We start from the raw sequence: 26412 nt of genomic DNA on the forward strand, positions 1-26412 counted from the left end.
TGATCAGATATTTGTCTGAAGATGATGTAGTCTTTGTTTAAGTTTTATATATGAGTGGTTGATTAAAAAAATATGGAATTTTCAAATATGAAGAGTAACTTTTTTGGCAGGCTGCTTGTTCTCTCCCTCTTGCTGGCTTTGTTGGCCGGTTGCGGACTGAAGCGCAATCCCATCCCGGCGGAAATGCAGGCTCTGGCCAGTTTGCCCGGTTATGATCAGGTTCGTTTTTTCGGGGATACAACTCCGAAGCATATGAATAAGGTTATGAAGCAATGGGCTGAATTGAGCCGGTTAAATATGCTGCCGGAGGAAATCAGTTTTTTGTCACTTTCCGGTGGCGGCGCTGACGGAGCTTTCGGGGCCGGATTCCTTTGCGGTTGGACCGAGCGCGGTGATCGTCCTAATTTCGGACTGGTTACCGGGGTCAGTACCGGGGCGTTGATTGCTCCCTTTGCTTTCATGGGACCGGATTACGATCCTTTCATCGAAATGTTCTACACCACCTTTGAAACAAGTGACCTTGTGCTGGAGCGATCTTATGTTTCTGCAATTTCCGGGGACTCGGTGTATAGCACTGAGCCTTTGAAGCAGGCACTTAAGAAATTCGTAAATCATGATTTCATAGCCAAAATTGCCGTGGAGCATCGCAAGGGACGCAGGCTTTTGATCGGTACCACCAACCTTGATGCCATGCGTCCTGTCTATTGGGATATTGGCGCGTTGGCCCAGTACGGAACACCGGAAGCGGATCAGCTCATCCGTGATGTTATTCTTGCCTCGGCTTCAGTGCCTGTGGCTTTCCCTCCGGTTTATTTCAAGGTCAAAGCCGGGGATGATATTTACGATGAAATGCACGTGGATGGCGGGGTCAGCAATCAGGTATTTTGCTATCCGCCCAGTATTCACCTTGCCGAGGAGTTGGAAAAGATTGGCGAGAAAAGGAAAATCACCCTGTATATTATCCGTAACGATGCTTTGATTACCGAAGGGGTTCAGGTTGAACCGTATATAGGCGGCATTGCGGCCCGTTCCCTTGCCGGATTGATTCGTAATCAGGGGATCGGCGACCTTTATCGCATGTATTACACTGCTGAGCGTGACGGAGTTGATTTCAGGCTGACTTTCATCCCTCCTGATTACAATGAAAAGTCGGACGAGCTTTTCAGCCCGGTCTACATGAGCAAGCTTTTTGTTCTCGGTCATAACATGGCTAAGGCACCGAATCCGTGGCATACGGCACCGCCTTCCACCACGGCTCGCAAGGGTCCGGATGCAGTTCCGGCTGAAATCATTATTAAATGATGTGGATTAATCATTAAAAGTTAATTATATAAACAAAAATTTAATCGGTAGAGATAGAAACCATTTTCGGCTTAATATCGTGTTTGCGGAGTAGGATCAGTGAGTAAGGTTGATGTTATTATAAGCGTTTGCGGCAAGCCCTTGCAGACTTGTCTTGCTCTGCTTTCCCTTGAGAGGGCAAGTGGTCAGCATATCGATAAGATTTACTTTATTGAGGAAAATACCAAGACCAAGGGCATTGATGCGGGCTGCCATCAGTATGTTCTGGATGCTCTATCCCATAAGATCGAATACTACATGCCCAAATACTGGAACTATTGCTTTCCTATTGAATGGGACCGCATAGATGACGAGGAGTATCGCCATTCCGTCCGTTACCAGTACGGCTGGGAAAAGAGTGATAAGGATTATGTGCTTATCATTCATAACGATGCCATCTTCAGAAAAGATATAATCGGGGCAATGGTTGAGGGGATCGGGGATCATGTCGCTGCCGGACACATCGGGCAATGCTGGTACTGTCCTGCTGCATTTTCCGGCAAATGTTCACCTGATACCTATATGGACTACCGCCCGGATTTTCGTGAACTGGTCGACCTTTACCGCAGTGCCCAGCCGCCGGAAGGAAAACAGGTCCGCGCTTATCATCTGCCGCGAATGCACGATATCTTTTTTAAGCAACCTTGGCCTCTGCCGGAGTGCAGGGTCAATGAATGGTGTTGCCTCGTAAACATGAAGATCGCCCGCAAGATGACAATGCCCGTTGGCAAAGCGACTCCCTTTGGCGCTTTCATCAATGTCGGCAAGCAGATTCTGGATGTGGGGTGCCAGTGGTTTCGGGAAATGCACCTGCGCAACAAGACTTGTCTCAACTTCGACATCTATAAGTATATGTACCATGATGTTCCGCCCACAGGACAGCCGACCCTTATCGATAAAGATAAGTACAAGACCAAGGAAGAAATCGCCCTTGATGTTCTCAGGGATGAATTTGATTATCCGGGATAACCCCGGCTTTTTTAAAAAGTAGAATCCCCGCAATGCTCAAGAGCGTTGCGGGGATTTTTCATGCGGAAGCTAAGTGCAGCCTTAATTCGAATAGCTCCACTAGGTTGCTTTTTTCAATTGTTCCATATCAGAGCCGATAATGGCAGGCAGATTTCGGGTCACCTTTTCAGGTTCCCATTCCCACCATTGTGCATCCAGCAATGCTGCAATTGTATTTTCATCAAATCTCATTCTAACTACTCTTGCCGGATTTCCGGCAACAATGCTGTATGGAGGAACGTCTTTTGTGACTACTGATTTTGCTCCGATGATGCTGCCGTGTCCGATGTTAACTCCCGGCATGATCGTGGCGTCATATCCGATCCAGACATCACTGCCGATTACAGTATCGCCTTTGTATGAAGTATTCTCTGCCGGAGGGGTGGCATCCTTCCATCCCGATCCGAAAATGAAAAATGGGTAGGTGGAGAAACCACCCGTGGCATGGTTTGCCCCGTTCATTATGAAAGAAACATTTCTGGCAATGGCGCAATAACGGCCAATGATCAGTTTGTCGCCTATAAAATCAAAATGATATAGGATGTTTTCAAAGAAATTATCCGGTCCCGATGGATCATCATAATATGTGTGGTCACCGATTATTACATTGTGATTCTCATTGAAGTTTTTGATGAACGTTACTTGCGGAAAACCTGCTACCGGATGTTTGGTGCCGGGATCAGGATATTTCATGCTTGAGGACATAAGGTTACCTCGTTGTAGTCGTGAAAATTCTTATCCAAGATATGTTGCCCATAAATATGAAAGGGGCATGACCAGAATAAGTGCCGGAATCATATTCGCTACTGGAAATTGTTTGATCCCGCAGATGCGGAAACCAGTAGCGAGCATGATTAGTCCACCACAGGATGAGAAATCTGCCAGCATGTCCGGGGTGGTCAGGGGCAGAATCAGGGAAGCTCCTAGAAATAGCAAGCTTTGAACGAGAAATTGTGGAAAGACCAAAATACCTACGGTAAAGCCCATTGTGGAGGCGAAGATGGGAGCGGTGAAAAAGTCGAGGATGGATTTAACTATCAGCAGGGTGGCATCTCCGGTCATGCCTTCGGTCATGGAACCGTAAATCCCGGTTCCACTCATACAAAAGAGAACCAGCAGAGCTACAAATTTATCCAGAAATTCTTCCTGATCCATATCTCCGCTGGGGCGGGTCAATTTTTCGATTACAATACGGGCTTTTGCTGCGCAGTTCTGGATAATATTATCCAGCTTTATAATTTCACCAAGCAATGATCCAACTACCAGAGCCAGCATAACCGGAGCTAAAAGTTTAACTTTTACTATCATGGCTACGCCGAGGCCCATAGATGCACAGCCGAAGACCATGGGCATTCGGGTACGGATATTGGCATTAAGCTTCGGGCCGATCATGGCACCGGCAACACTGCCCGCAAGCAGTGCGGCCCCGTTGATAAATGGTCCTATCATGTGAGATTCCTTTGAAGATCAGCGACAGTCCGCTGAAGAAGCGGATATAGCTGTCAGGGTAGGTGAATTGTTGGGGAGGTGAAGAATTCGGGACTTAAGAGGTAAATCCGAATTCAACTCTTGATTTGGTGTAAAAGATGCGAAGCTGTTTGGCTTGCAGGCGGGAAAGCAGGCAGTCGCATTCGTCATGAGTCAGGGCCATGGTTACGAGTTGCGGTTTGTCCTCAAAATCAAAATAGTTGTCTGAATGAAAACGTCCGTCATGACCGAAGCCCTCTTGTCCGCTGAATAGCGTTGCACCGCGTACTCCGATTTTTCGGGCTTCTTCAATAATCCAGTCTGCCAGTGGCATACCGTCCTGTTCGCGGTTTTTCTGGGTAAAGAAAGTGATTAAATAACCGTGCATTATGTTTTCCTGTTTTCAAGTTATTTTGTTTGAGCAGGAAATATTACGGAAGTACATTGCGAACAATGACGCAGGTCACTGAGGAAGGTGTTTTTAAATAATGAAAAACGGGCTGGAAACTGTTTCGTCCAGTTGTTCTTTGTCCAGAACTGTGATGCTGCCGCGTCCTTTGGAAACAATTCCGTTATCTTGAAGTCTGGATATGACCCGGGCGGCGCTTTCACGTGAAGTACCAACCATGCCTGCAAGATCTTCGTTGGTAAGGGGGAGTTCCGAACCTATGCGGGTGGAGAGCATGCTGAGTACGTTTAGAATGCGTGTCTCAACGCTTTCGTCAATCAGATCAATGATGCGGGTGTATGCTCCGTCCAGCAGTTCGCCCATAGTGCCCAATATACCCATGGCAACGGGGGGATTGTTTTCAACCCAATATCTGAATTCATGGCATGGTATCGTGATGATGGATGAATCTTCCACAACGCGGGCGCTGAAAATCCTTGGTCCGGATTTGAAACAGGTGATTCCGTTCAGGGTCATTCCGCGTGTGGCAACAAGATAGGTGAAAGATTTCCCGGATGGCGATTCCTTGGAAAGGATTACCTTGCCGCTTTCCACCAGACAAAAGGTGTGTGATTCATCTCCTGCTTTGAAGATGAATTCTCCTTTTTTGAATTTCCGCTGGCTGGCTTTGCTGGACAATTCTTTCAAAGCAGCTGGTTCCGCTTTGATCAGGTTTGGGTCAGCTTGCAGGGCATCAATTATTTGCTCTGAGTTGTATTCGGTTGCGGGCATAGTTATGGTAATTAATTGGTTCGCTGCTTGGGTTTAATTGTTACATGAATCAACTTCAAACGGTCATAAACGTCAATCTATTTCGTGCGGATTTCATTCATGGAAAATGTTGACTGCGAGCTTGCAGTGGCGTTAGTCCTTGCCCGTTAAGTTTTCTTTGATTATGTGGCATGTTTTTCATGCTTAAGAGCAATGTATTGCCGGAAATATGTCTTAAACCTTTAATTATTATTGAGTTGTAAAGATGGAAAGTTCACTTGATTTTTCAGCTGTGATTTTTGATTTGGATGGAACCCTGCTTGATACATTAAGCGATATTGCTGCAGCTGGGAACTCCGCTTTGGAGTCTGCGGGTCTCCCGACACATCCGGTAGATGCATATCGCAAGTTCGTTGGTGACGGTGCAAAGAAACTGGCATGGCGGGTACTTCCTGAAGATAAGCAGAATCAGGAAGATTATGATCAGTTTGTGCCGGTCCTGCTTAAGAAATTTGAAGAGGAGTTGAATAAGCACGTCCGTCCTTATGCCGGAATTCCTGAAGTCCTTGCTGATTTTATTGCCGCTGGTAAAAAAATTGCGATCCTTTCCAACAAGCCCCATGAACACGCTATTGAATCTGTCGCTAAGTTCCTGCCGGGAATAGACTTTTTTGCTGTTTACGGCGGACGCAAGGATGTCCCCCTCAAGCCCGAACCTGATGCAGCTCTTGAGCTTGCGGAAAAAATGGGTGTTTCTCCGCAACAGACCTTATTCATCGGTGATACTGATGTTGATGTCAAAACCGGTGTTAATGCAGGCATGATTGCCATCGGAGCCGGATGGGGTTTTCGTGGTGAAAATGAGCTTGTAAAAGCCGGGGCGAATATTGTGTTGGATACTCCTGCCGACTTGGTTTCCCTGCTTTAAATTTATTAATATATTGTTCTCAAAGGAGGCGCGGCTTATGCTGCGCCTCCTTTTTTTGTTTCTATGCAGAGTAAAATTGTATTTTAATTGCCCGCCATCTGTTATTCTTCAATCAAAACCAGAATGTTTTTCAGGAATTTTGCAATCACGAAGGGTAGGCTATGAAAGTTTTTGTAGGTGATTTGAAAGTCGGGATGCGTCTGCTGGAGGACGTTAACGGAGCTAATGGCCGTTTCCTGCTGGCCGCTGATACTGTGCTTGAAGAGAAGCATCTGCGAATTTTCAATATCTGGGGTGTTAGCGAAGTTGAGGTTCTTAGTGGAAGCAAAACGGGAGAAGATAATGACGAACCTGATCCCCGCCTACTGGCTATTGCAGATGAATATGTAGAGGGAGTGTTCGCATATGCGAATATGTCTGTGGCTCCCATGAAGGTTTTGAAAGAAGCCTGTATCAAGCACTTTGTTGGAGAGCTGGAAAAGGATAAAGCCCTGCCTGAGGTTTTGATGCCCATCGGCGGCGATCTTGATATCCTTGATGCTCCTCTTTTCGAAAGTGCCGGTGTATTTTTAAATAGCGGCATCCGTTTGGCGGCCTTTCCGGACATTTACTACAAGATTATGGAAACCCTTAACGACCCCGGAGCCGGATCGGAAAACCTTGCGGATATTATCTCCAAGGATTCAGGGCTGAGTGCAAAATTAATAAGTCTGGTCAACAGTCCGTTGTATGGTTTCGATCTTCCGGTTGAATCATTGAGCAGGGCTGTTTCGTTGGTGGGAACAGATGGTGTCTGCCAGCTTGCTCTAAGTGTTTCGGTTATGGAAGCTTTTAAGGGAGAGCATAATGTAGGTTTTTCCATGGCCGATTTTTGGAAACATTCATTAGCATGTGCTGTTTTTTGCCGCATTTTAGCTCAGCAGGTTCCCGGAATTTCACAAGATAAATGTTTTGTCGTTGGAATGCTCCACGATATCGGGCAGCTGATTATGTTGCAGCAGTATTCGGAAAAGATAGATCTGGCTTTTCAGCTGCGTATGTCCCGCAGCATCAGCTATTGCAAAGCAGAGTCCATGATCTTCGGTTTTGACCATTGTGAACTTGCCGGGAAGCTCTTTGAACTCTGGAATATTCCGCCGTCCATTACTGCCGGAGTGGTCGGTCATCACGGAGTCCGGTCCGGTGAGCTTTGTATTGAGTCTGCAATTTGTTCTGTCGCGGATGCTATGGCTGTTGCTCTTCAATACGGAACAGACAGTTTTGGACTGATAAACACCCCATACACAGGGGCGTGGGATACTCTGGGACTTCCTGACGGTGCAGTTGTGACGACCATATCGAAGGCCAAGCGTCAGATCGCGGACATTCTTGCCATATTCGGAGGTTAGGATGGACGAAAAGAAGTTGATAAGATTTCAACAGCAGCAGATTAAAGCCCTTCAGTATGAAAAGGCAGCAGCTATGGATGCCTTGGATCTGGCTCGGGAACTGGGGACTATCTCCGCTCTTTCACCCCAACAGTCTTCGCTGGAAAAATTGTTGCAGGATATTTGTGACCGCGCTCAGAGGATGATTCCATTCCAGTCTTGTGCTGTTTATCTTGTAGATAATGATACGCAGGATTTTGTGCGCGCCAGTTCCTGCCCGGAAACTGCTTCAGCAAAGCTGGAAGAGGAAATAGATTTACTTATTGCGGACCAGTCCTTTGCTTATGCATTGCAGTCTGACGGTCCCGTGTTTTTTCTTGGTTCCGCCGGAGATAGCCACATTCTGCTGCATGCTCTTCTTACTCCGTTCAGGGTGCGGGGAATGTTTGCAGGGATAATGCAGCAGAGCAAGGAAGAGATTTTAGATACAACTTTGAAACTTTTTTCAGTGTTTATGCTTGCCGCGGTCAATGCTCTTGAGAATTACGAAAACCATGAGATTATGCGTAATCATAGTTTGGAGCTTAAGCGCATGGTCCAGCAGCGTACTCAGGATCTAGTCGATGCCTATGATCGGTTAGATATTACATTGAATGCAATGCAGGCCGGGGTAATGGTGGTTGAAGCGGAAAATTACAGGATTGTTGATGTTAACCCTAAGGCACTCGAGATGATGGGCAGGGAGTGGGAAGAGGTTATCGGGACAGAATGTTTTGATGTCATCTGTACTGCATGTAAAGGGAGTTGTCCCATTGTTGATAACGGTCTGCAAGAAAGCAACGAAGAACATGTTATTGAAAGAAAGGACGGTACCCATATTCCCATCCAGAAAACCGTAAGCAGGGTCATGATTGATGGCAAGCTGCATATGGTTGAAAATTTTATTGATATTCGTGAACAGAAAAAACTTGCCGATTTGAAGGAGCATGTTGATCGTATTATGCGCCATGACCTTAAAGTTCCTTTGAACGGGATTATCGGGCTTCCTGATTTGTTGCTGAATGATGATGAGGTCAACCTTACTGAAAGTCAGCGGGAAGTGTTGGAGTACATAAAGATCTCCGGTTATAAGCTTTTGAATATGATCAATCTTTCCCTTGATCTCTACAAGATGGAGACCGGCTCATATGAGTATAATCCTGCTGTAGCAGATGTATATTCGATTGTACGATCGGTGGTTAAGGATTTATCTGAGCTGGTCAGGTATAAAAAGCTGGTTATAAGGGAACAGTTCGAAGGTAAGGATGTTGGCGGTGATTTCTCTTTTGATATTCGCTGTGATGAATTTCTGACCTATTCGCTTTTATCCAATATAATGAAAAATGCAGTGGAAGCTTCCCCTGAAGATGAGGATATAATTTTTGATGTCCGGGTTATTGATGGAAATGTTGCCATACAGATTCATAATAAAGGCGCGATTCCTGAAAGCATCCGGGACACTTTCTTTGAAAAATACGTTACTGCCGAAAAGTCCGACGGAACAGGGCTGGGAACATATTCTGCAAAGCTGATTGCAGAAACTATGGGCGGAAATATCTCCTTTGAAAGTTCAAGTGAGAAAGGGACTTCAATTATGATCAATCTTCCGGGGATGGATGATTGATACATATTAATTTCAGCATTTTGAAAAAGACACATTGCTATGCTATTTATATTGGCGTGTTCCTCTTAATCCAAGTTCGTGAGGTGGTGTGATGAAGTTTTTGGTTGTTGAAGATGACTTTGTATCACGGAGTTTTTTACAGCTTTTTCTTGAGAAGATCGGTGAAGTTGATGTTGCTGTGAACGGTGCTGAGGCTTTGGATGTCTTTAAGAGCGCTCTCGAGAAGAATGAACCTTATCAGTATGTTTTCATGGATATCATGATGCCGGAAAAAAACGGTCTGGATGCAGCGCGGGAGATAAGGGAAATAGAACGTGAGTCCGAGGTTGTACCGGCTAAAGAGTCCGTAATAATTATGGTGACCGCTCTTTCGGACGTAAAAACTGTTTTCGAAGCTTTCAGCAAGAGTGAAGCCACGGATTATATTGTTAAGCCTCTGACAGCTGAAGCTCTGACAGCTAAGCTGAAAGAATTGGGTATTCTAGAGTAATTTTTAAAAGTGCATAAAAAATCCCGGTTTGGAGTTCTCCAAACCGGGATTTTTTGGTTTTTAATTCTTAGACATACTTTGCATAGTCAGTGACCAGCAGGTGAAGCGGTTCCTCATCCTCTTCCACTTCGGGAAAACGGGGCAGGGGCTCGTGGAATCGGTTGTCGATGTTGTCGTCATTAACCGCACTGACTTCGCCTACCATGACATCCCCGGTTCCTTCTTCGCAGTAAAAGCAATGATACATGCCCGGTTCAAGGCAGATGGATTCACCCGGCTCAAGTACTATTTCACCACCCGGTTCTACAGTGCGTACAAAACCGTCCACACTCACTTCCAGAGGCTGGTCGGACATGGATTCATCTTCATTGGAGCCGTAAAGCTTGATTACCAGATTGCCGCCCGCACGGTTGATGATGTCTTCCCGCTTTGACCAGTGGAAATGCATGGGACAGAGCTGTCCTTCGCGCAGGATCATGATCTTTTCCGCATAGGGCTTGGGGTCTTCGGTCTGGAGATTGCCGTTACGGATGGTGAACAGGATCAGTCCCAGTTTATCGAAGTCGCCTTTGCCGTAATCGGTCAGGTCCCAGCCGAGCATATTGCTCACAACTTCGCTGTCGCCTTTACCTTTCCAGTCTTCCGGGCCCCAGAATGCCCACTTCGGCAGGTTGAAGCGGTGTCCGGCATAAAAATCTTTGGCCTTGGTGATCAATGCGTTGATTTCACTTCTTTTCATGATCTTATCCTGTATTAAAATATTATTTTATTAACTTAAATTTAGCGGGGATGGCAGGCATGGCTCCTTTGCAGGAACAGACATGTGCGGCCAGTCTGTTGGCATGATCGCTGATATCTTTCAGAGAGTGCCCGAGCAGCAATCCGATAGTCACCGCAGCGGTAAAGGAATCTCCTGCGCCTATGGTATCTGAAATTTCTTTCACCTCAATACCGGGATGATCAATCTCATTATCTTCTGTGATAATCAGACTGCCTTTATCTCCGCGAGTCAGTACTGAGCACTTCAGTCCAAAATTATCATGCAGGGTTTTGAGCATATCGCGCTCGCTGCTTCCAAGTCCGAGCATGGGCGCAATGACTTTAATTTCGTCATCGTTCAGCTTAAGCACATCGGCCCGTTCAATCGATTCGGCGATGATTTCCTTGCTGTAAAAATTCTGGCGCAGGTTCATGTCGTAAACCTTTAAAGCCTGTGGTGCGGTATCCAAAAAGGTATGAATGGCTTTCCGTGATTCCGTACTGCGCTGGGCAAGGGTGCCGAAGCAGACCGCATCCACCTGTGCTGCAAAGCCCATAGCAGTGTCATTGAGTTTCAGGTGGTCCCAAGCGATGTCATCCGGGAAATAGTAGGTTGCCACGCCCTGATCATCCAGACGGGCTTCCACGTATCCGGTCTCATGATCAGGGTCAATGCTTACACCCGAAAGGCAGAGTTCACGGTTCATGAGCTCATAGGTGGCACGCCGTCCGCGATCATCATCACCGAGAGTGGAGATGGCTGCACCGTCTGCGCCCAGCCGTCCCGCATGGTATGCAAAGTTGACCGGAGCACCGCCGATTTCTTCGGAATCTGCCAGTACATCAAATAATATTTCGCCAATTCCGGCGATGAATAGTTGTTTCACTTTTTATTCCTTAACTGATCCGGCAAGTAGTCCACGGATGAAGTATCTGCCGAGAAAAATGTAAATCATGAGAACCGGAAATGCCGCCATGATTGATCCGGCCATTGGCAGGTTCCAGCTTACGGCCTGTCCGCCTGCGAGCTGGGCCAATCCCACGGTAATGGGGTTGTCCTCGTGGCGGGTAAGACAGATACCCCAGAGAAATTCGTTCCAGATTTGGGTAACCTGCCAGAGGCTGGTAACCACGAAACCGGGGATGGACAGTGGGAATACAATTTTTGTGTAGATGGAAAAGAATCCGGCTCCGTCCAGCCTTGCGGATTCCACCAGCGCGGTGGGAATCTGGGCGTAGAAGTTACGGAAGATCAGCGAGGTAATCGGGAGTCCGTAAACCACATGGGCAAGGATCAGTCCCGGCAGTCCGCCGTAAAGGTTCATAGCCCGCAGAGTCTGGAAGAGCGGAATCAGGATAACCTGATAGGGGATGAACATACCGAACAGAAACAAGGTGAAGATAAGCTCGCTGCCTTTGAACTTCCACTTGGAAAAAACATAGCCGTTCAGCGAACCTAGCACAGTGGAAAGAGCTGTAGCGCAGACAGTCAGGACCAGGGAACTGGCAATGTTGGATTTCAGCAGCCCGAAAGCTTCCGGGAAACTTTGCCAATTGAATTTTTCCGGCAGCTCCCACGCGGTGGGCAGGCTGATGTTTGCCGGGTCTTTAAGCGCGGTAACAATCGCCATGTATGCCGGCATAAGGAAGAGCAGGGCCAGCATGAAAAGTGAGCCGTAGAGCAGAATGGAGCCGGGGGTGATTCCTGACTTTCGGGTAGTAGTACTCATGGTTTATCCCCTTCTCCTTTGTTTATACTGGCTGATCACATAAGGAACGATGAATGTTCCTGCCACGAGGAAAAGCACGATGGCGATCGCTGCGCCCCGTGCAAAGTCGTTGGCCCGGAAGGTGGTCATATACATATTCAGGGCCGGGTGTCCGGTCTGGGCATTGTCCGGTCCGGTCATGGCGAAAATGATATCGAACATTTTCAGCGAAATGTGCGAGAGGATGATTACCGCACTGATGGTGATCGGCTTGAGCATGGGGATGGCAACGTGACGGTAGTAGGCCGTGCTGCTGGCCCCGTCGAGCATGGCTGCATCACGCAGGTCCTGTGAAATTCCGTTGAATCCGGCAAGGTAGAGGGCCATTGTGTAGCCGGCGTACTGCCAGACTGTGGCAATAATGATGCCCAGAGTGGCGAGGTTGAAGCCGTGCATTTCTTCCATGAACAGGGCCTGCGGAAGCAGTGAACCGCCCAGCCATGCAAAGGCTCCGATTATCACGCCGGGACCGAGCCAGCGTTTGACCGCTTTTTGCGGATTGCCTTTGAGCAGGAACAGCCCGATCAGAATCAGGATGAATGCTGCGAGGTAGAGCAGGATTTGAACTATGTTCTGCCAGTTGAATTCAAGGATGGCTTTCGTGGATGAAGTCCACTGGAAATCAAGGGCATCGAACCCGAAATAGGTGGGCAGCACGTTGACTCCTCCTTGAGGAGCCAGAAGCCAGCGCCAGATGGTACCGGATACGATGAAAGAGAGGGACATGGGGTAAAGGAAAATTGTACGAAGAATATCCTCGCCCTTGGGTTTCTGGTCCAGCAGGATGGCGATGAACATCCCAAGGCCGATGGCTCCGGCAAGCAGCATGACAGAGTAGTACACTGCGTTAACAAGATCCTGTCTGAAACCTCCGGAAAGGAACCCGTTGAACAGGTCTACGTAATTATCCAGACCGATGAAATTTTTCTGCGGATCAAGGGCCAGTGCTCCTGTTCCACCCCAGTCGGTCATGGAAATCCAGATGGTGTTGCCGATAAAACCGTATACAAAAACGGCGACAAGGATAATTGATGGCAGAAGGGTTAAAAACGCCTTCAATCTGTCCAGTGATGCTTCCCTCATATGCCGAAACCCCTTTTGGGACCGCGCCGGGAAATCCCGGCGCGGTATTAATTACTTATCCAGATAGACTATTGACCAATCTTGGCTTTGTCGGCCAGTTGCTGGCAGGCCATGGCTGTTGCCTTGGCATTCTTGGTCTTCAGGAACATTTCCATAACCTGTGCGAAGCTGCCTACGAAGGTTTCGTTTGCTGCTGCGCCGTGGATCAGGGAAGCGGCAACTGCGTCTTTAGCAAAGTCTTTTGCTGCGGACTGCAGGTACACGTTGTATTTGCTCAGATCGGTATCGACACGGGCGGAGATGGAACCCTTGAGGGGGTTGAAGGTATCGCTGCCTTTCTTGGAACCGAGCAGTTTCAGCCATGCGATTGCATTGTCGCGGTTGGGTGCGCCCTTGGGCAGGCCGAAAGAGTCGGCGAGGAAGATGAATACACCTTCAGTGTCAGGGGATGCAATCCAGCCGAAGTCTTTACCGGGAACCATTTTCTTGGTGGTGGACATGTAACCTGCGGCCCAGTCGCCCATGATGTTGAATGCTGCGCGGCCATCGATAACCATATCGGTTGCCTGCTGCCATGAAAGTGATGCAGCGTCTTTGTTGGTGTAGGGCAGGATTTTACCGAAGAGTTCCCAAGCCTTGATCATTTCAGGGCTGTTGAACTTCATTTTACCGGACCAGAGGTCGTTCCATTTTTCAGCACCGATGGATGCGATAACAACGGATTCCCAGAGGTGGGTTGCGGTCCAGTTCTGACCCATGGCAAGGGGAACGATACCTTCTTTCTGGAGCTTAGGAGCGATTTTCAGGAAATCATTCCAGTTCTTGGGTACTTCCACGCCCCATTTTTTCAGGTTGGCAGGAATGTACCACATCACGTTGGAGCGGTGAACGTTCACCGGAACGGACCAGATACCTTTGTCAGTACCGATCAGCTTGATCAGGCCCTTGGGGAATGCATCCATCCAGCCTTCTTCCTTGAACAGGAAGGTCAGGTCTTCCATACGGTCGGACTTAACCCAGGTACCGATAAGTTCCTGACCTGCGTGAACCTGAAAGCTGTCCGGCGGTTCGCCACCGAGCATGCGGGTTTTCAGTACGGCTCTTGCGTTAACACCGGAACCGCCGGTAACAGTAGCATCGATGACGTTTACATTGGGATACTGGCCTTTGTAGAGACCGATCAAAGCCTGCAACGCCGGACCTTCATCACCTGCCCACCAAGAGAAAATTTCAAGGTCGCCTTTGAGTTCTTTGGCCTGAGAGACCTGCGGAACTGCCAGCAGCACGACCGCTGCGAATACCAAGCAAAGTTTAATCAGGGACTGTTTCATGTTTCCTCCTAAATGTTAAAACAATCTACGTTATCCTTAAGCCTTTATAGTTCGTCGCTTTTGGGGATTCGTACGGTAAGTATTTCTCACTAAAACTTACTATCGGCGCTGAATCTCCAGTAAAGCGTCTTCAACTGTCTTAATAAAGTGCCTCTTTGGTTTCAGGGTCGAAAAGGACCATACGGTCGAATTCAAATCCGATAGGTACAATTTCACCGGGATGGGCAATAACCCTTCCTTCCACTTCGGCGATAAGTTCATTTTCGCCGTCAATAACGATTTCAAGTAGTGAATGGGCACCGAGGATCTCGGATACAACGACTTCGCCGCTGCACCACCAGTCTTTTTGAAGCCGCTCGATGTTATCGCCCATTTTGATGGAGTCCGGGCGCAGTCCGGCCAGTACCGGGTCACCGTCCTTGAGGCTCGGTCCCTGATGATCCTGCACTGGAAATTTGGTGCTGCCTTTGACCACGTACCTTTTGCCGTCAATGACCTTGATGACGCCTTCAAGGATATTCATGGGCGGGTTGCCGATGAACTGGGCCACGAAGACGTTGTTTGGCCTTTCAAAAACTTCCACCGGAGTACCAACCTGCTGGATGTAGCCGTCTTTGAGGATGACAATACGGTCGGCAAGGGTCATGGCCTCAATCTGGTCGTGGGTGACGTAGATGGTGGTCGTCTTGAGTCGCATGTGCATCTTGCGCAATTCCATGCGCATCTGTGTGCGTAACTGGGCGTCAAGGTTGGAGAGCGGTTCGTCAAAGAGAAATACATCGGGGTTGCGGACCATGGCCCGTCCCATAGCTACGCGCTGGCGCTGCCCGCCGGAAAGTTCCGAAGGTTTGCGATGCAGGTAAGGTTCCAGTTCGAGAATCTTGGCTACGTCATTCACGCGCTGCTCAATCTCGTCTTTGGATTTTTTGTGCATCTTCAGCGAAAAGCCCATGTTTTCGGCAACGGTCATGTGCGGATACAGGGCGTAGTTCTGGAAAACCATGGCTACGTTGCGGTCCTTGGGGGATACATTGGTCACCACCCGTTCTCCGATGTGGATGTCCCCGCCGCTGATGTCCTCAAGACCTGCCACCATGCGCAGGAGGGTGGACTTGCCGCATCCCGAAGGGCCGACCAGCACGATGAATTCGTTGTCTTTTACGGAAAGGTCCACACCGTGAATGACCTCGACTGATCCATAACGTTTGATGACGTTTTTAAGCTCTACGTTTGCCATGCTTCATCTCGCCTTGTTCGTTTTAAATTCCCTAGGAAATCCTACGGAACCTGTACTCGGTTGAATGATTATATCTTTCTCCGGGATTCAAGATCACGGAGGGAAATTCAGGTTGATTGACCGCATCCGGGTAGCCCATGGGCTCAATGCAGAATCCTGAGCGCGGGCCGTATTGGAAACCGTTACTACCCTTGGTTCCGGCAGTCATGCCGTCTGCAGTATAGAGCTGCACTCCGCGCTGGTTGGTGCAGATTTCCATTTCAAGACCGGATTCAGGTGCTCGGGCAATTGCCGCTGAAATGGTGTCTTCGCTTTGGGTGTTCAGAACATAAAAGCGGTCCTGTGCATTTTCTCCCAGCGCTTTGAACTCGCTGAAATCATCAGAAGTGCCGGAAATATCTATGAGTCCGCCATCGGGAATAAGATGGTTGTCAGTTGATAAGCTTTGCGTGGCGAAGATTTTCAGTTCGTGGCTGTTAATTGTCTGTCCGTCACCGTTCAGGTTGAAGTAAGGGTGTGCGGTCATATTCAACGGGGTGGGGGAGTCGCATTCCGCGCGATGGACGATGGAAAGGGTGCTGCCGCTTAAAGTAAAAGTGGTTTCAATTCGAAGATTACCGGGATATCCGCCCATGCCGTTTTTGCAATGAAGTTCAAGAGTCAGTGAAGGAGAGTCTGCTCCAGCTTGCAGTTCCAGAACTTCCCAGTTTCGGCGGTTGAAACCGTATTTGCCGCCGTGAAGGTGGTTGCTGCCCTCGTTGCGGTCCAGCTGATATTTTTGCCCGTCCAGCTCAAATACGGCATTTGAAATCCTTCCGGCTACCCGGCCTACAGTTGCGCCCAAGTAATTCCCGTCGTTCATGTATTCTTCTAGGGAATTAAAGCCGAGTACTACGTCGATATTCTTCTCACCTGTCGCAATCTCCAGCCCGTTCAAGATGGCCCCGTAGGTGGAAATACGTGCTTTGCATCCGGCGCTGTTTTCCAGAGTGAAGAGCAGGATATCTTCTCTGTATGGAGTCCGGCCCCATGACTTACTGCTTATAGACATTACACATCCTCCTTGTAGCTCGATCCGCGGATAAGCAGTTCTGTATCAAGGGTGATGGTTTCCGGCCTGAAATTATCTTTGTCTTTAAGCTGTTTGAGCAGCAGGGTGGCCGCTGTTTTGCCCATTTCAAAGGCAGGTTGGCCTACGGAAGTCAAGGCCGGATCAATAAGCGCGGATTCCGGTGAGCCTGAAAATCCGGCTAAGGCTACATCTTCGGGAATGCGCCAGCCAGCTTCACGGAAACGGCAGAATGCGCCCACGGCTACAGGGTCGTTGATGCAGAGTACTGCGTCCGGTGGATTGTCCATTTTCAGGTATTCTTCAGCCCCTGCGCGTCCGTTACTGCCCCGGCAGCCCCCGATATTGATGTTCAGTTCCGGGTAGAAGGGCGCTCCATGATTCTTGAGAGCTTGCAGGTAACCGTTGAAGCGCAGCCTGTTCATGGAAATGCCTTCACGTCCGGCAAGGAATCCGATGCGCTTGTAGCCCCTGTCGATGAGATGGGAGGTCATTTTATATGAAGCTCTGAAATCATCGATGACCACTTTTCCGGTATCCAGTTCATCCACCACTCGGTCATACTGTACCAAGGGGATATTTTGGTGCATCAGGGCGCGCATGTGATCGTAATTGGTGGTTTCAAGGGAAATAGCCATGAGCACCCCGGCTACGCGGTTGGCAGCCAGAGCTTTGGTCGTCATGATTTCGCGTTGCAAAGTCTCGTTGGACTGGCAGACCATGATGATATACCCGGCATTGTAGGCAACTTCTTCAATGCCACTGATTACTGTGGCGAAAAAATTGTGCCTGATTTCGGGGACGATAACCCCGATGACCTTGCTGCTCTGCTTTTTCAAGCTTTGAGCGATAGGATTGGGTTGGTAACCGTATTTTTCAGCCGCCGCCATGACCACTTCTTTGGTCTTGTCGCTGATGTCCGGGTGGTCGTGCAGGGCGCGGGAAACCGTGGATGCGGAGATGCCGAGCTTGCTGGCGAGGTCTTTGAGGGTCATGTGTCCCATATTATGATTCCGTCCTGTTTGGGGGGATAGTCAGAAATTCGCGGCCCGGCTGGCGGATGGACAGTTCAATTACTGAATCTTTACCGAAAACCTTTTCCATTGAATGGCAGTATTTCTTGAAATCAGATTCATGAACATAAACTTGGATGGTTCCGGCAAAACCGCCGCCATGCACCCGTCCAACCCCGTGTGAACCGAGAATTTGTTCAGTCAGTGTCAGGGCCAGTGGAATTGGTTGTCTTTTGGGGGTGGCAGGGCTGTAGCAGTTTTGCAGCAGCTCTCTGGAGGAATGACCGGACTCGGAAACAAGGCGCAGGAATTCAGTCATGTTCCCATCATCGAGTGCTTTGGCCTGATTTACAGCCCGTTCGTCTTCGCCGATGAAGTGAAACAGTCGAAGTACAGCTCGGTCCCCGGCGTATTCGCGGATATCATCGATGTTATCCAGAATTTTATTCAGGGTCAGCCCTTTGGCTTGATTTTGTCCGCAGCTTCTGGCGGCTTCAAACATTTCTGCCGGGATAGCAGCGTAATCCGGTGTCAGGTCGGCGTGACTGCCTCCGGTGTCAATTACGCAGAGTCGGTACCCTGTTCCGTAAAATCCATCAGCACAGCTGGCGGTTTTGAATTCCGGTTCTACGCGGGTAACACCCGGATTCGCAGGGTCAGTAAAGTCTATGGACAGAATCCCTTCATAAGAGGATGCCATCTGGTCCATGAAACCGCAGGGTTTGTTGAAGTGGAGATTTTCGGCTTGCTTGGCAACACTGGCTATTTCCAGAGGGCCGATTTTGCTGTCGTTGAAAAGATGGCTGAAAATGCGGCCTATCAGAACTTCAAAAGCTGCTGAAGAACTCAGGCCTGCTCCGGCAGGGATTGTGCTGTGTACACATGCATTAAATCCGCCGATATTCAGTCCAAGCTTGCTAAATCCTTCAGCAACACCGCGCACAATGGCTGCGCTGGTTTCATACTCATCTTCACGCGGCTTAGTGTCGGAAATATCAACTTTAATGGGATTGTACCCCTCGGAGAGAATTGTAACCGCATTGTTTTCTGATTTGGAAAAAGCGGCAAGACAGTCAAGGTTCACGGCAGCGGCCAGCACATGCCCGTGGTTATGATCGGTGTGGTTGCCGCCCATCTCGGTGCGTCCCGGTGCACTGGCAAAGCAGAGTTCATCGGGAGCGAAATTTTCAAGCATGCAGTGCAGAAGATTACGCATGCGCTCCCGTGATTCCTGAACACCCCCACGAGAATGGATCTGGCTGAACTGTTCGTCAAACCCGCCCTGTTCCAGATGCGCGCGGTAAGCCTCAATGGAATGCATGCTACCCCTCCCGGTCCAGATAATGAGTTTCCGGCAGGCCACGCAGCCGCTGGGCGCTTTGTTCAGCTGTGATATCGCGCTGAGGCATGCCCAGCATTTCAAATCCGACCATGAATTTCTTCACTGTGGCTGAGCGCAGCAGCGGGGGATAATAATGGATGTGCCAATGCCAGTGCTCGCCTTTCTCATCCAAGGTGGGGCGCTGATGGATGCCCATTGAATACGGGAAAGAAGTTTCGAAAAGATTATCGTAGCGGATGCCCATGCGTACCAGTGCATCTGCAAGGTCATCACGCTGGGACTGAGTCATGTCAGTAATTGCGCCCATATGAGTCTTGGGCAGCAGCATGGCTTCAAAGGGCCAGACCGCCCAGAAGGGGACAAGGGCGACAAAGGAATCATTTTCGAAAATGATTCGTTCCTTGTTTTTAAGCTCCCGTTCCACGTAGCGGCAGAGCATACATTGCTCCCTATCGTTCAGATATTCCTGCTGACGCTTGTCTTCAGCTTCAGGGATTACAGGAATGGAGCGGGTTGCCCAGATTTGTCCATGCGGATGCGGGTTGGAGCAGCCCATGATGTCGCCACGGTTTTCAAAAATCTGCACGTAGCCTATCTCATCACGTTCTCCAAGTTCTGCATACTGATCGCACCATGCATCCACCACTTTGCGCACATTCTTTGGCTGCATGCGTGAAATGGTCAGGTCATGGCGGGGAGAGAAGCAGACGACCCGGCAGATACCGCTTTCAGGTTCAACTTTAAAAAGATTGTCGTCATCACAAAATCCGTCCACGGACTCGTGAAGCAGGGCGGGGAAGTCGTTGTCGAAAATAAAAATGTCTTTGTAATCCGGGTTGTTCTCACCCTGGTTGCGGGTGTTCCCGGGGCAGAGGTAGCATTTGTCATCGTAGGCAGGGAGAGTGTTGCGGGATGTTTTTTCCTGTTTGCCCTGCCACGGGCGTTTAGTGCGGTGTGGTGAAACAAGCACCCATTCCCCGGTCAGGGGATTGAATCTTTTGTGTGGGTAATCCTGAAAATTATTACTCATTTTTGTTCCTTGCTTCGGATTCTGCAAACGATTGTGCAAACGTAACCGCAAACGTTTTCGGAAATATTGCCTCAAGCAACTTATCTTGTCAATAAGGTGTCGTGAGAAAGTCTCCGGCTTAGTGTATTAAAGATGAAAACATCGGATATATAAGGTTTTTAGAATGTATATTCCGAACCTGACTAGTCTGCTAATGTGCGGAAAATATTGCCTATTGAGATGCTTTCTAAAGTTATATAAAGTTCATCTACAACCAACCCGGCAGGATTCACTTCTGCCAATTTCGAACATAAGCGTGGACTTTTTTTGATTTCATTCAAGTTCAAATACGTTTCTCGTATTTACGGCATGAACTTACTTTGAAAAATCAGCCTCGCGCCGGATTTTGTGAGTAAGGGACATGAGTCTTTATCCCTCGGTAAAATGAAAAAATATTTTTCATTAAGGTCTTGATTTAACAGTTTTAAATTAAGATCGGTTAATTTTAATCAAGTTTTGATTAAGAGAGTGGGGATGTTTCGGGCTTTTCCTGCGTATACAGTTGTAAGAATGCCCATGGAGGCAATCAGCCTGTTATGATGAAGGGAAAACATTAAGAAGCATTAAACAAAGACATCGGGTGATTGTTTTGAGCTTAGAACAAAAGGCAATAGTCAATATTATCAAAAAGTGCACTGAAGGAGATAGGCCTTCTTGGAATACTTTTGTAGAAAAATATTCTGGGATAATCTATTTTACTATCAATAATACATTAAAGAGTAAGCTTAAATTTTACTCCCAGCATCATGCTGATGATATTTGCCAGAACGTTTTCCTGCGTCTTGTACAGAATGATAGAAGTTTGTTAAAGAGATATGATCCACAAAAAGCCAAGATTACAACTTGGTTAATGGTCATTTCAAGAAGTGTGACCATGGATTTTCTGCGCAAGGGAGTATATTGTTTAGCTCCCTTAGATGATTTCATTAATGAGCTTGAAGCTCCTGCAGATCCGGTCCAGGAAGGACTGGATATCCCGGAGCAGCTGCTTTCGCCTCGCCAGAAGCTTATAGTGAAGCTTTATTTTGAGGATGGGCTGGATATTTCAGAAATTTCCGATTTTATCGGAATCAAGGAGCAGTCGGTCAGGAGTGCCAAACATAAGGCCCTGACTAAGCTGCGATCCTACCACGGAGTCAGTGAGGAATCTTATGTGCTGACCCGTTAGTGTCGGAGATTAAATTCATTTTATGGATTTAACGGACACAGCAACCCTGCCGGTGCAAGGATGGACCGGCAGACAAAACAACCACGAGGTGTTCCATGGACGGAACCGGACGTAAAAGTTGCAGCCGCACGGAGAAGGATCTTCCTTTCGGCCCTACTCCTGCCTGCCCGGAAATTGATGAGATATGCATGTATCTCGATGGAACTGCTACCGATGAACAGGTCAGCAGTCTTGAGGCCCACTTTGCCGAATGCCAGCCTTGCAGAAAGGCTGTCGTGGAGATGAAGCGCACCCTCAATGGAGCGGTAGTCGCCCCTTTCGGCGGACACTGCACTGAAAAAGCCAAGGAGCTTGTTCAAGAAAAAGATTCTGATAACGATAATGACCGGGAGTTCAAGGTCATGGCGTGATAGAAAGACCTCCCCGACCCACTTCCTCTCACGTCTGCACAGCTGGAAACAGTTACCCCTTCATCAACTGTTTCTTCCCTGCCTTGATCATGCCGAATCCCGGTTCATAGGCTGATTGCCTCCTTGAGGCGCATCAACTTGTCCTGCGTATTTCACGCCGGACCCAAGCTGTTGTGCAGAACAGGAGGAAATCATGATCGACACCACCGCATATTTAAATAGTGTAAACAAGAACGCCACCCCTAAGACTCCAAGCAAGGATCTTAATAAAGACGCTTTCCTGAAGCTTTTTGTTACCCAGCTCAAGAATCAGGATCCCGTCAATCCCATGGACAACAAGGAGCAGCTTGCACAGCTGGCCCAGTTTTCCACCGTTGAAAGACTCACCAATATATCCAAGGCCATGGACGGCCTGACTAAAACCGTCAATGCAATGATGGGCCTCAATGCTACCGGCTATATCGGCAAAACCGTTATGGCTAAAGGGTTCGGTGTGTCCAAAAAAGGTTCTGACATTTCTTCAGCCAACATCTCTCTCCCCGCAGCATGCAAGACCGTCTATGTGGATATTTATGACAAAGACGGCGGGCTGATCCGCTCTGTTGAATTAGGCAGCAAGGATGCCGGAAAGTTTGATTTTAAATGGGATGGTAAAGACAAGAACGGTAATGACGCAGAAGACGGGCAGTACAATATCGCAATCCGTGCAGAAACTTCCAAAGGCAAGAAAGTACTCGCAACCACTGAAGTCTCCGGAAAGATCAAGGCCGTGAATATGGCTGGAGGTCAAAACGTTCTGGAACTTGAAGACGGCCGCAAGGTGCTTTTGTCCAACGTGACAAGAGTTGTTGCTTAACTTTTTACCACAAGGAGATTCTCATGGGTTTAAAAGGATCAATGTACAACGGCATCAGCGGCATCCGTGCTCACAGTCAGGCTATGAGTATTATCGGTAACAACCTTGCTAACGGTAATACCATCGGATTCAAGGGCGCGCGCACTTCATTCGAAGATTCATTTTACAGTGCGGTCAATACCGGTGGCGGAATCGGACAGGTCGGTCATGGCGTAGGTATCGCCTCTATCTACGGTGATTTCAAACAGGGCCCCTTTGAGCCTTCATCCGAAGCCACAAACGTAGCTATCGGCGGCAAGGGATTCTTCACCGTCCGTCATCCGGACACTGATGGAACTTATTATACTCGGGCCGGAAATTTCATTTTCAATAAGCAAGGGGTGCTCACCGATCCTCACGGTTATGTTGTGCAGGGCTGGAAAGTGAATCCCAATTCCGAAAGCGGAAAACCGGATATCATCGGTACCCCCACAGATATCAAGCTGGACCGTTTCCAGTCTCCTCCGGTGCGCACATCTGAAATAGCCATGAACGTCAACCTCAGCTCAAAGGCTGAGGACAAGTGCAATGTGACCGGACAGCCGTTCTTTTCCCTGCATCAAACTTGGAACGGTAAAAACAATCCTCCAATTCCGGCAGACCGCTATGCGTTTCAAAATACCATCAAGACCTTTGATGAAAGTGGAACCTCACATGACCTGACTATCTATTTTGATCCGGTCAAGGACAGTACTGTGACCACCGATGCGGCCGGTAACAGGGTTTACGAGTTTATTGTTACCGTGCCTCCCGGAGAAGACGGAAGGACCATTAACGGTACGGCTCTTAAAACTACTTCCGCAGCAGGCCTGCTTATGACCGGAACCATGACTTTCAACCCGCGTGGTGAAATGATCGGTATGAGCTCCTTCTCACTCAAAGGGGGGGCTACAGGTGGAATGCAGAACCTTAATAACTGGGTTCCGTCACCCATGTCTGATGACGGTAAGCCAATATTTACTGCGAACTTTCTCGGGAAAGCCAACGCAAACCTTGCCACTGACCCGGATGCAAACCCTATCACCCTTGATTTTGGTTTGAGCAACGGCAGTAATCCGCCAACATGGTCCACCCCGACACCGGCAGATGCTTCTGCCGTAGGTAATACGTTAGCTAATATCCCCAATTTCACTACTCCCAAGCGAAGTGCCTCCTATTCAACTTCCTATGATACCGGAAACGCCCGTAACTCCCAGTCCCAGAACGGTTACGGAGCAGGCTTCCTGCAAGCTGTGGAGGTCGACCGCGACGGCGTAGTCACCGGTCGGTACTCCAACGGGCAGGTGCTCGATCTCTATGTGCTCACCCTAGCCAACTTCAACAACCAATACGGTTTGCGCCGGGAAGGAGGAAACCTTTTCTCCAGTACCCGTGATTCCGGTCCGGCCTTGACCGGACGTGCCGGAACAGGACCGCTTGGTTCCATCGCTTCCAACAAGCTGGAGCAATCCAACGTGGATGTAGGTGATGAGATGGTCAAACTGATCACCACCCAGCGAGGCTTTCAGGCCAACAGTAAAGCCATCACCACAGCTGACCAGCTTTTAGGCGAACTTATCCAGTTAAAGAGATAGTTTTTGAATGCCTTCGGTGGCTGGGCAACCTTTCAGTAAGGCTTTGCCGCTTTGTATGGACAACTGTTCGATAACAAAGACGCGAAGCATAATAGAAGGTTTTGGGATTCTTAAACCCTTTTGCAAAAGGGTTTAAGTCCCCGAAGGACCGCCGGAGGCAAACATGGGAGCACACCATGCTTGGCAATATATTTTCCATAGGCCGCGGTGCCATGCAGAACGCCCAGATAGGCTTATCTGTTCACGGCAACAACGTAGCCAATCTGAAGACCCCCGGATACCGCCGCAGGACCGTTATTCAGGATGAGAGCATGTCGATCAGGGAAGGTCGCTGGTCCTACGGTACCGGGGCCACAATTGATAGCATCAGGCGCAACCTTTCGCAGTTCCTTGAGCGGGGTGTTCTGGATAAAAGCCCGGAGTTCTCGCGTTGGAATGCAGAGGCGGGTAACCTTTCCATGGTTGAGAAATTCTTTGTGGAGAGCAAAGACGCAGGAATCGCCAAATCCATGGGGGATATGTGGGCTGCGTGGCAATCCCTTGCCGATAACCCGCAACTGGGAGCAAACAGGGTTGCCCTTGTGGGCGCGGCTCAGAAATTTACCGCCCAGCTTAGTTCTGTTGTGGGAGATCTTCGTCGCCAGCAGGATTTGATCACCACCCACTTGAAACAGGAAGTGGGTAAGGCCAATGATGCCATCAAGGAGCTGGCTGAGCTGAATAAGCAGATTATTGCCAATCCCAACGATAACACCTTGTTGGACCGCCGGGATATAGTACTGCGCGGCCTGTCTTCACTGGTGGATATCAGTGTGCAGGAAGAACCTTCCGGTCAGGTAATAGTGTCACTGGGCGAAGGGCAGAAGCTGGTTGAGGGCGCTAAGGCTTTTGAATTGAAATTTGAGCAGGGCGGAGTGCGGAATTCTCTGGCTCTCGGTTCCCCGTTCAAGGATGAAGTCCATTTCAGCGGTCAGTCCGGTGAAGAACTGACTATTCAGGTGGTCAGTGACGGCAATGCTTCCGGTGCGGCCCCGGCTGCGCAGTTCAAGGTATCGCGTGACGGCGGTAAGACTTGGATCAGCAACCCGGACGGCAGCGAGAAATTGTTCACTGCCGGGGGGCAGAATGATGCTGTAACCGTAGGCGGGGTCAAATTCTGGTTCGGAAAAGCAGGCAGCAGTGCCAGCGCAGCCACTACTCAATTAAAGGATGGAGACCGTTTCACCCTGACTCCGAAATCAGAAGTCCGCTGGTACAAGAACACTTCCACATCTGAATCCATCAGTCCGCTTGCAGGAAATGATGGTGAGCGCCGTTTAAAAGGCGGCTCCATTGCCGGACTTTTGCGGGCCAGAGATGAAAAGATAGGTTCATATATTGAGAAGCTGAATGCTTTTGCAAAATCCATTGCCTGGGAAGTGAACCGCGCCCATTCGCAGGGAGCCGGACTGGTCAATCATGCCAATACCATAGGGACGTACGAGGTGCGCGACAGTACTGTTCCTCTTGCCAAGAGTAACCTGCCGTATGCGGATAAGCTTACTTCCGGCAGTTTCAGTATGGCTTTCTACAGTGCCACCACCGGGAAAAAAGTTTCGGTTTCAGCAGTGGATTTCTCTTCTATCCCACCGGGTAAAAAGAATTTTGATCCGGCGGTTCACTCCCTTGAGAATGTGCGTGATGCCATAAATGCCAGTTTCCCCGGAAAGGCGCAGGCTGTGATCACTGACGGCAAACTTTCCATCAAGGGACTGGGCGATAATCGCTTCCAGTTTTCTAATGATACCAGCGGCGTTCTGGCCGGACTGGGCATTAATACTTTTTTTGAGGGGCATGATGCCGCTTCCATCAAAGTCCATGAATCCATTGAGGCTGATCCATCAAAGATCGGAGCCGCACATGTGAATGGAGCCGGGGAAGTCAACAAGGGTGATAACGCCACAGCACGGGCAGTAGCAGCTCTTACCGGAAAGAAGAATGTCAATTTCAAGTCCGGGGGAACTTCCACCGAGTCCAGTTTTAACGATTACTATTCTTCCCTTGTGGCAACTGTCGGATCTGATGCGGCTGATGCCAAGGCGAATCTGTCTATCTCCCAGACTGTACTTAAGGGGTTGGTGGATAAGCAGGAATCCGTGGGCGGAGTCAGTATTGATGAAGAAATGGATATTATCGCCAGTTACCAGCGTTCTTACCGCACAGCGGCTCAGTTGATCAAAACCGCCAACGAGATGTTCGATACATTGCTATCTCTTAAGTAGGGGGTTGAT

Annotated in this window: 24 protein-coding genes and 1 pseudogene; 11 read left to right on the forward strand and 14 right to left on the reverse strand. The window is 48.8% G+C overall.

What is annotated here, in order from left to right; translation table 11 throughout:
* Nucleotides 1–87 precede the first annotated feature (87 nt).
* Together DESAL_RS02465 and DESAL_RS02470 are read left to right on the forward strand one after the other, a co-directional pair.
* Nucleotides 88–1302, forward strand: coding sequence for a patatin-like phospholipase family protein (locus DESAL_RS02465; protein ID WP_015850375.1), 1215 nt, complete (start codon nucleotides 88–90; stop codon nucleotides 1300–1302).
* A gap of 99 nt (nucleotides 1303–1401) precedes the next feature.
* Nucleotides 1402–2310 carry a hypothetical protein gene (locus tag DESAL_RS02470; protein WP_015850376.1) on the forward strand — a complete coding sequence of 303 codons (909 nt, stop codon included), beginning with the start codon at nucleotides 1402–1404 and terminating at the stop codon, nucleotides 2308–2310.
* A 99-nt stretch (nucleotides 2311–2409) separates the two neighbouring features.
* Here DESAL_RS02470 and DESAL_RS02475 read toward each other — a convergent pair whose 3' ends face one another.
* The 4 genes from DESAL_RS02475 to DESAL_RS02490 all read right to left on the reverse strand — a co-directional run bounded on the left by DESAL_RS02475 (nucleotide 2410) and on the right by DESAL_RS02490 (nucleotide 4996).
* Nucleotides 2410–3042 carry a CatB-related O-acetyltransferase gene (locus tag DESAL_RS02475; RefSeq protein ID WP_157047005.1) on the reverse strand — a complete coding sequence of 211 codons (633 nt, stop codon included), beginning with the start codon at nucleotides 3040–3042 and terminating at the stop codon, nucleotides 2410–2412.
* Between the two features lie 42 nt (nucleotides 3043–3084).
* Nucleotides 3085–3798, reverse strand: a complete 714-nt coding sequence (locus DESAL_RS02480; protein ID WP_015850378.1) for a DUF554 domain-containing protein — start codon at nucleotides 3796–3798, stop codon at nucleotides 3085–3087.
* 94 nt (nucleotides 3799–3892) lie between these two features.
* Nucleotides 3893–4204, reverse strand: coding sequence for a DUF190 domain-containing protein (locus tag DESAL_RS02485; RefSeq protein WP_015850379.1), 312 nt, complete (start codon nucleotides 4202–4204; stop codon nucleotides 3893–3895).
* 93 nt (nucleotides 4205–4297) lie between these two features.
* Entirely contained in the window at nucleotides 4298–4996 is a 699-nt protein-coding gene (locus DESAL_RS02490; protein WP_015850380.1) for a Crp/Fnr family transcriptional regulator, read from the reverse strand.
* 244 nt (nucleotides 4997–5240) lie between these two features.
* Between DESAL_RS02490 and DESAL_RS02495 the strand changes: the two genes are divergently transcribed.
* The 4 genes from DESAL_RS02495 to DESAL_RS02510 all read left to right on the forward strand — a co-directional run bounded on the left by DESAL_RS02495 (nucleotide 5241) and on the right by DESAL_RS02510 (nucleotide 9423).
* Nucleotides 5241–5903, forward strand: a complete 663-nt coding sequence (locus DESAL_RS02495; protein WP_015850381.1) for an HAD family hydrolase — start codon at nucleotides 5241–5243, stop codon at nucleotides 5901–5903.
* A gap of 161 nt (nucleotides 5904–6064) precedes the next feature.
* Nucleotides 6065–7291 (forward strand): HDOD domain-containing protein, encoded by a 1227-nt coding sequence (locus DESAL_RS02500; RefSeq protein ID WP_015850382.1) that lies wholly within the window; start codon nucleotides 6065–6067, stop codon nucleotides 7289–7291.
* Nucleotide 7292: 1 nt separating this feature from the next.
* On the forward strand, nucleotides 7293–8933 hold the full coding sequence (locus DESAL_RS02505; protein ID WP_015850383.1) for a GAF domain-containing protein: 1641 nt from the start codon (nucleotides 7293–7295) through the stop codon (nucleotides 8931–8933).
* Nucleotides 8934–9024: 91 nt separating this feature from the next.
* Nucleotides 9025–9423, forward strand: coding sequence for a response regulator (locus DESAL_RS02510; protein ID WP_015850384.1), 399 nt, complete (start codon nucleotides 9025–9027; stop codon nucleotides 9421–9423).
* A gap of 67 nt (nucleotides 9424–9490) precedes the next feature.
* Here DESAL_RS02510 and DESAL_RS02515 read toward each other — a convergent pair whose 3' ends face one another.
* The 10 genes and pseudogenes from DESAL_RS02515 to DESAL_RS02560 all read right to left on the reverse strand — a co-directional run bounded on the left by DESAL_RS02515 (nucleotide 9491) and on the right by DESAL_RS02560 (nucleotide 20056).
* On the reverse strand, nucleotides 9491–10162 hold the full coding sequence (locus DESAL_RS02515) for a D-lyxose/D-mannose family sugar isomerase (RefSeq protein WP_015850385.1): 672 nt from the start codon (nucleotides 10160–10162) through the stop codon (nucleotides 9491–9493).
* A 22-nt stretch (nucleotides 10163–10184) separates the two neighbouring features.
* A complete protein-coding gene (locus tag DESAL_RS02520; RefSeq protein WP_015850386.1) occupies nucleotides 10185–11069 on the reverse strand; it encodes a carbohydrate kinase family protein in 885 nt (294 codons plus the stop codon).
* Between the two features lie 99 nt (nucleotides 11070–11168).
* A pseudogene (locus tag DESAL_RS02525) lies at nucleotides 11169–11912 on the reverse strand (carbohydrate ABC transporter permease); the annotation flags it as partial.
* Nucleotides 11913–11915: 3 nt separating this feature from the next.
* Entirely contained in the window at nucleotides 11916–13034 is a 1119-nt protein-coding gene (locus tag DESAL_RS02530) for a carbohydrate ABC transporter permease (protein WP_015850388.1), read from the reverse strand.
* A gap of 68 nt (nucleotides 13035–13102) precedes the next feature.
* On the reverse strand, nucleotides 13103–14365 hold the full coding sequence (locus tag DESAL_RS02535) for an ABC transporter substrate-binding protein (protein WP_015850389.1): 1263 nt from the start codon (nucleotides 14363–14365) through the stop codon (nucleotides 13103–13105).
* A gap of 139 nt (nucleotides 14366–14504) precedes the next feature.
* A complete protein-coding gene (locus DESAL_RS02540; protein ID WP_015850390.1) occupies nucleotides 14505–15602 on the reverse strand; it encodes an ABC transporter ATP-binding protein in 1098 nt (365 codons plus the stop codon).
* Nucleotides 15603–15633: 31 nt separating this feature from the next.
* Nucleotides 15634–16653, reverse strand: coding sequence for an aldose epimerase family protein (locus DESAL_RS02545; RefSeq protein WP_015850391.1), 1020 nt, complete (start codon nucleotides 16651–16653; stop codon nucleotides 15634–15636).
* Entirely contained in the window at nucleotides 16653–17675 is a 1023-nt protein-coding gene (locus tag DESAL_RS02550; protein ID WP_015850392.1) for a LacI family DNA-binding transcriptional regulator, read from the reverse strand. Before DESAL_RS02550 ends, DESAL_RS02545 begins: the two co-directional genes overlap by 1 nt.
* Nucleotide 17676: 1 nt before the next feature.
* Nucleotides 17677–19005 carry a galactokinase gene (locus tag DESAL_RS02555; protein ID WP_015850393.1) on the reverse strand — a complete coding sequence of 443 codons (1329 nt, stop codon included), beginning with the start codon at nucleotides 19003–19005 and terminating at the stop codon, nucleotides 17677–17679.
* Nucleotide 19006: 1 nt separating this feature from the next.
* Nucleotides 19007–20056 (reverse strand): UDP-glucose--hexose-1-phosphate uridylyltransferase, encoded by a 1050-nt coding sequence (locus DESAL_RS02560; protein ID WP_015850394.1) that lies wholly within the window; start codon nucleotides 20054–20056, stop codon nucleotides 19007–19009.
* Nucleotides 20057–20675: 619 nt separating this feature from the next.
* Here DESAL_RS02560 and DESAL_RS19570 point away from each other — a divergent pair.
* The 5 genes from DESAL_RS19570 to flgK all read left to right on the forward strand — a co-directional run bounded on the left by DESAL_RS19570 (nucleotide 20676) and on the right by flgK (nucleotide 26403).
* On the forward strand, nucleotides 20676–21263 hold the full coding sequence (locus DESAL_RS19570) for an RNA polymerase sigma factor (protein ID WP_015850395.1): 588 nt from the start codon (nucleotides 20676–20678) through the stop codon (nucleotides 21261–21263).
* A 95-nt stretch (nucleotides 21264–21358) separates the two neighbouring features.
* Nucleotides 21359–21673, forward strand: coding sequence for an anti-sigma factor family protein (locus tag DESAL_RS02570; RefSeq protein ID WP_015850396.1), 315 nt, complete (start codon nucleotides 21359–21361; stop codon nucleotides 21671–21673).
* Nucleotides 21674–21866: 193 nt separating this feature from the next.
* The gene (locus DESAL_RS02575; RefSeq protein ID WP_015850397.1) at nucleotides 21867–22529 is read left to right on the forward strand and encodes a flagellar hook assembly protein FlgD; all 663 of its coding nucleotides are present in this window, start codon (nucleotides 21867–21869) and stop codon (nucleotides 22527–22529) included.
* A gap of 23 nt (nucleotides 22530–22552) precedes the next feature.
* Nucleotides 22553–24142: a flagellar hook protein FlgE gene (locus tag DESAL_RS02580; protein ID WP_015850398.1), complete on the forward strand. Its 1590-nt coding sequence runs from the start codon at nucleotides 22553–22555 to the stop codon at nucleotides 24140–24142.
* A 176-nt stretch (nucleotides 24143–24318) separates the two neighbouring features.
* Complete coding sequence (gene flgK, locus DESAL_RS02585) at nucleotides 24319–26403, forward strand: flagellar hook-associated protein FlgK (protein ID WP_015850399.1); 2085 nt, start codon at nucleotides 24319–24321, stop codon at nucleotides 26401–26403.
* Nucleotides 26404–26412: the final 9 nt, after the last annotated feature.

The organism is Maridesulfovibrio salexigens DSM 2638 (assembly GCF_000023445.1).
GTDB lineage: Bacteria > Desulfobacterota > Desulfovibrionia > Desulfovibrionales > Desulfovibrionaceae > Maridesulfovibrio > Maridesulfovibrio salexigens.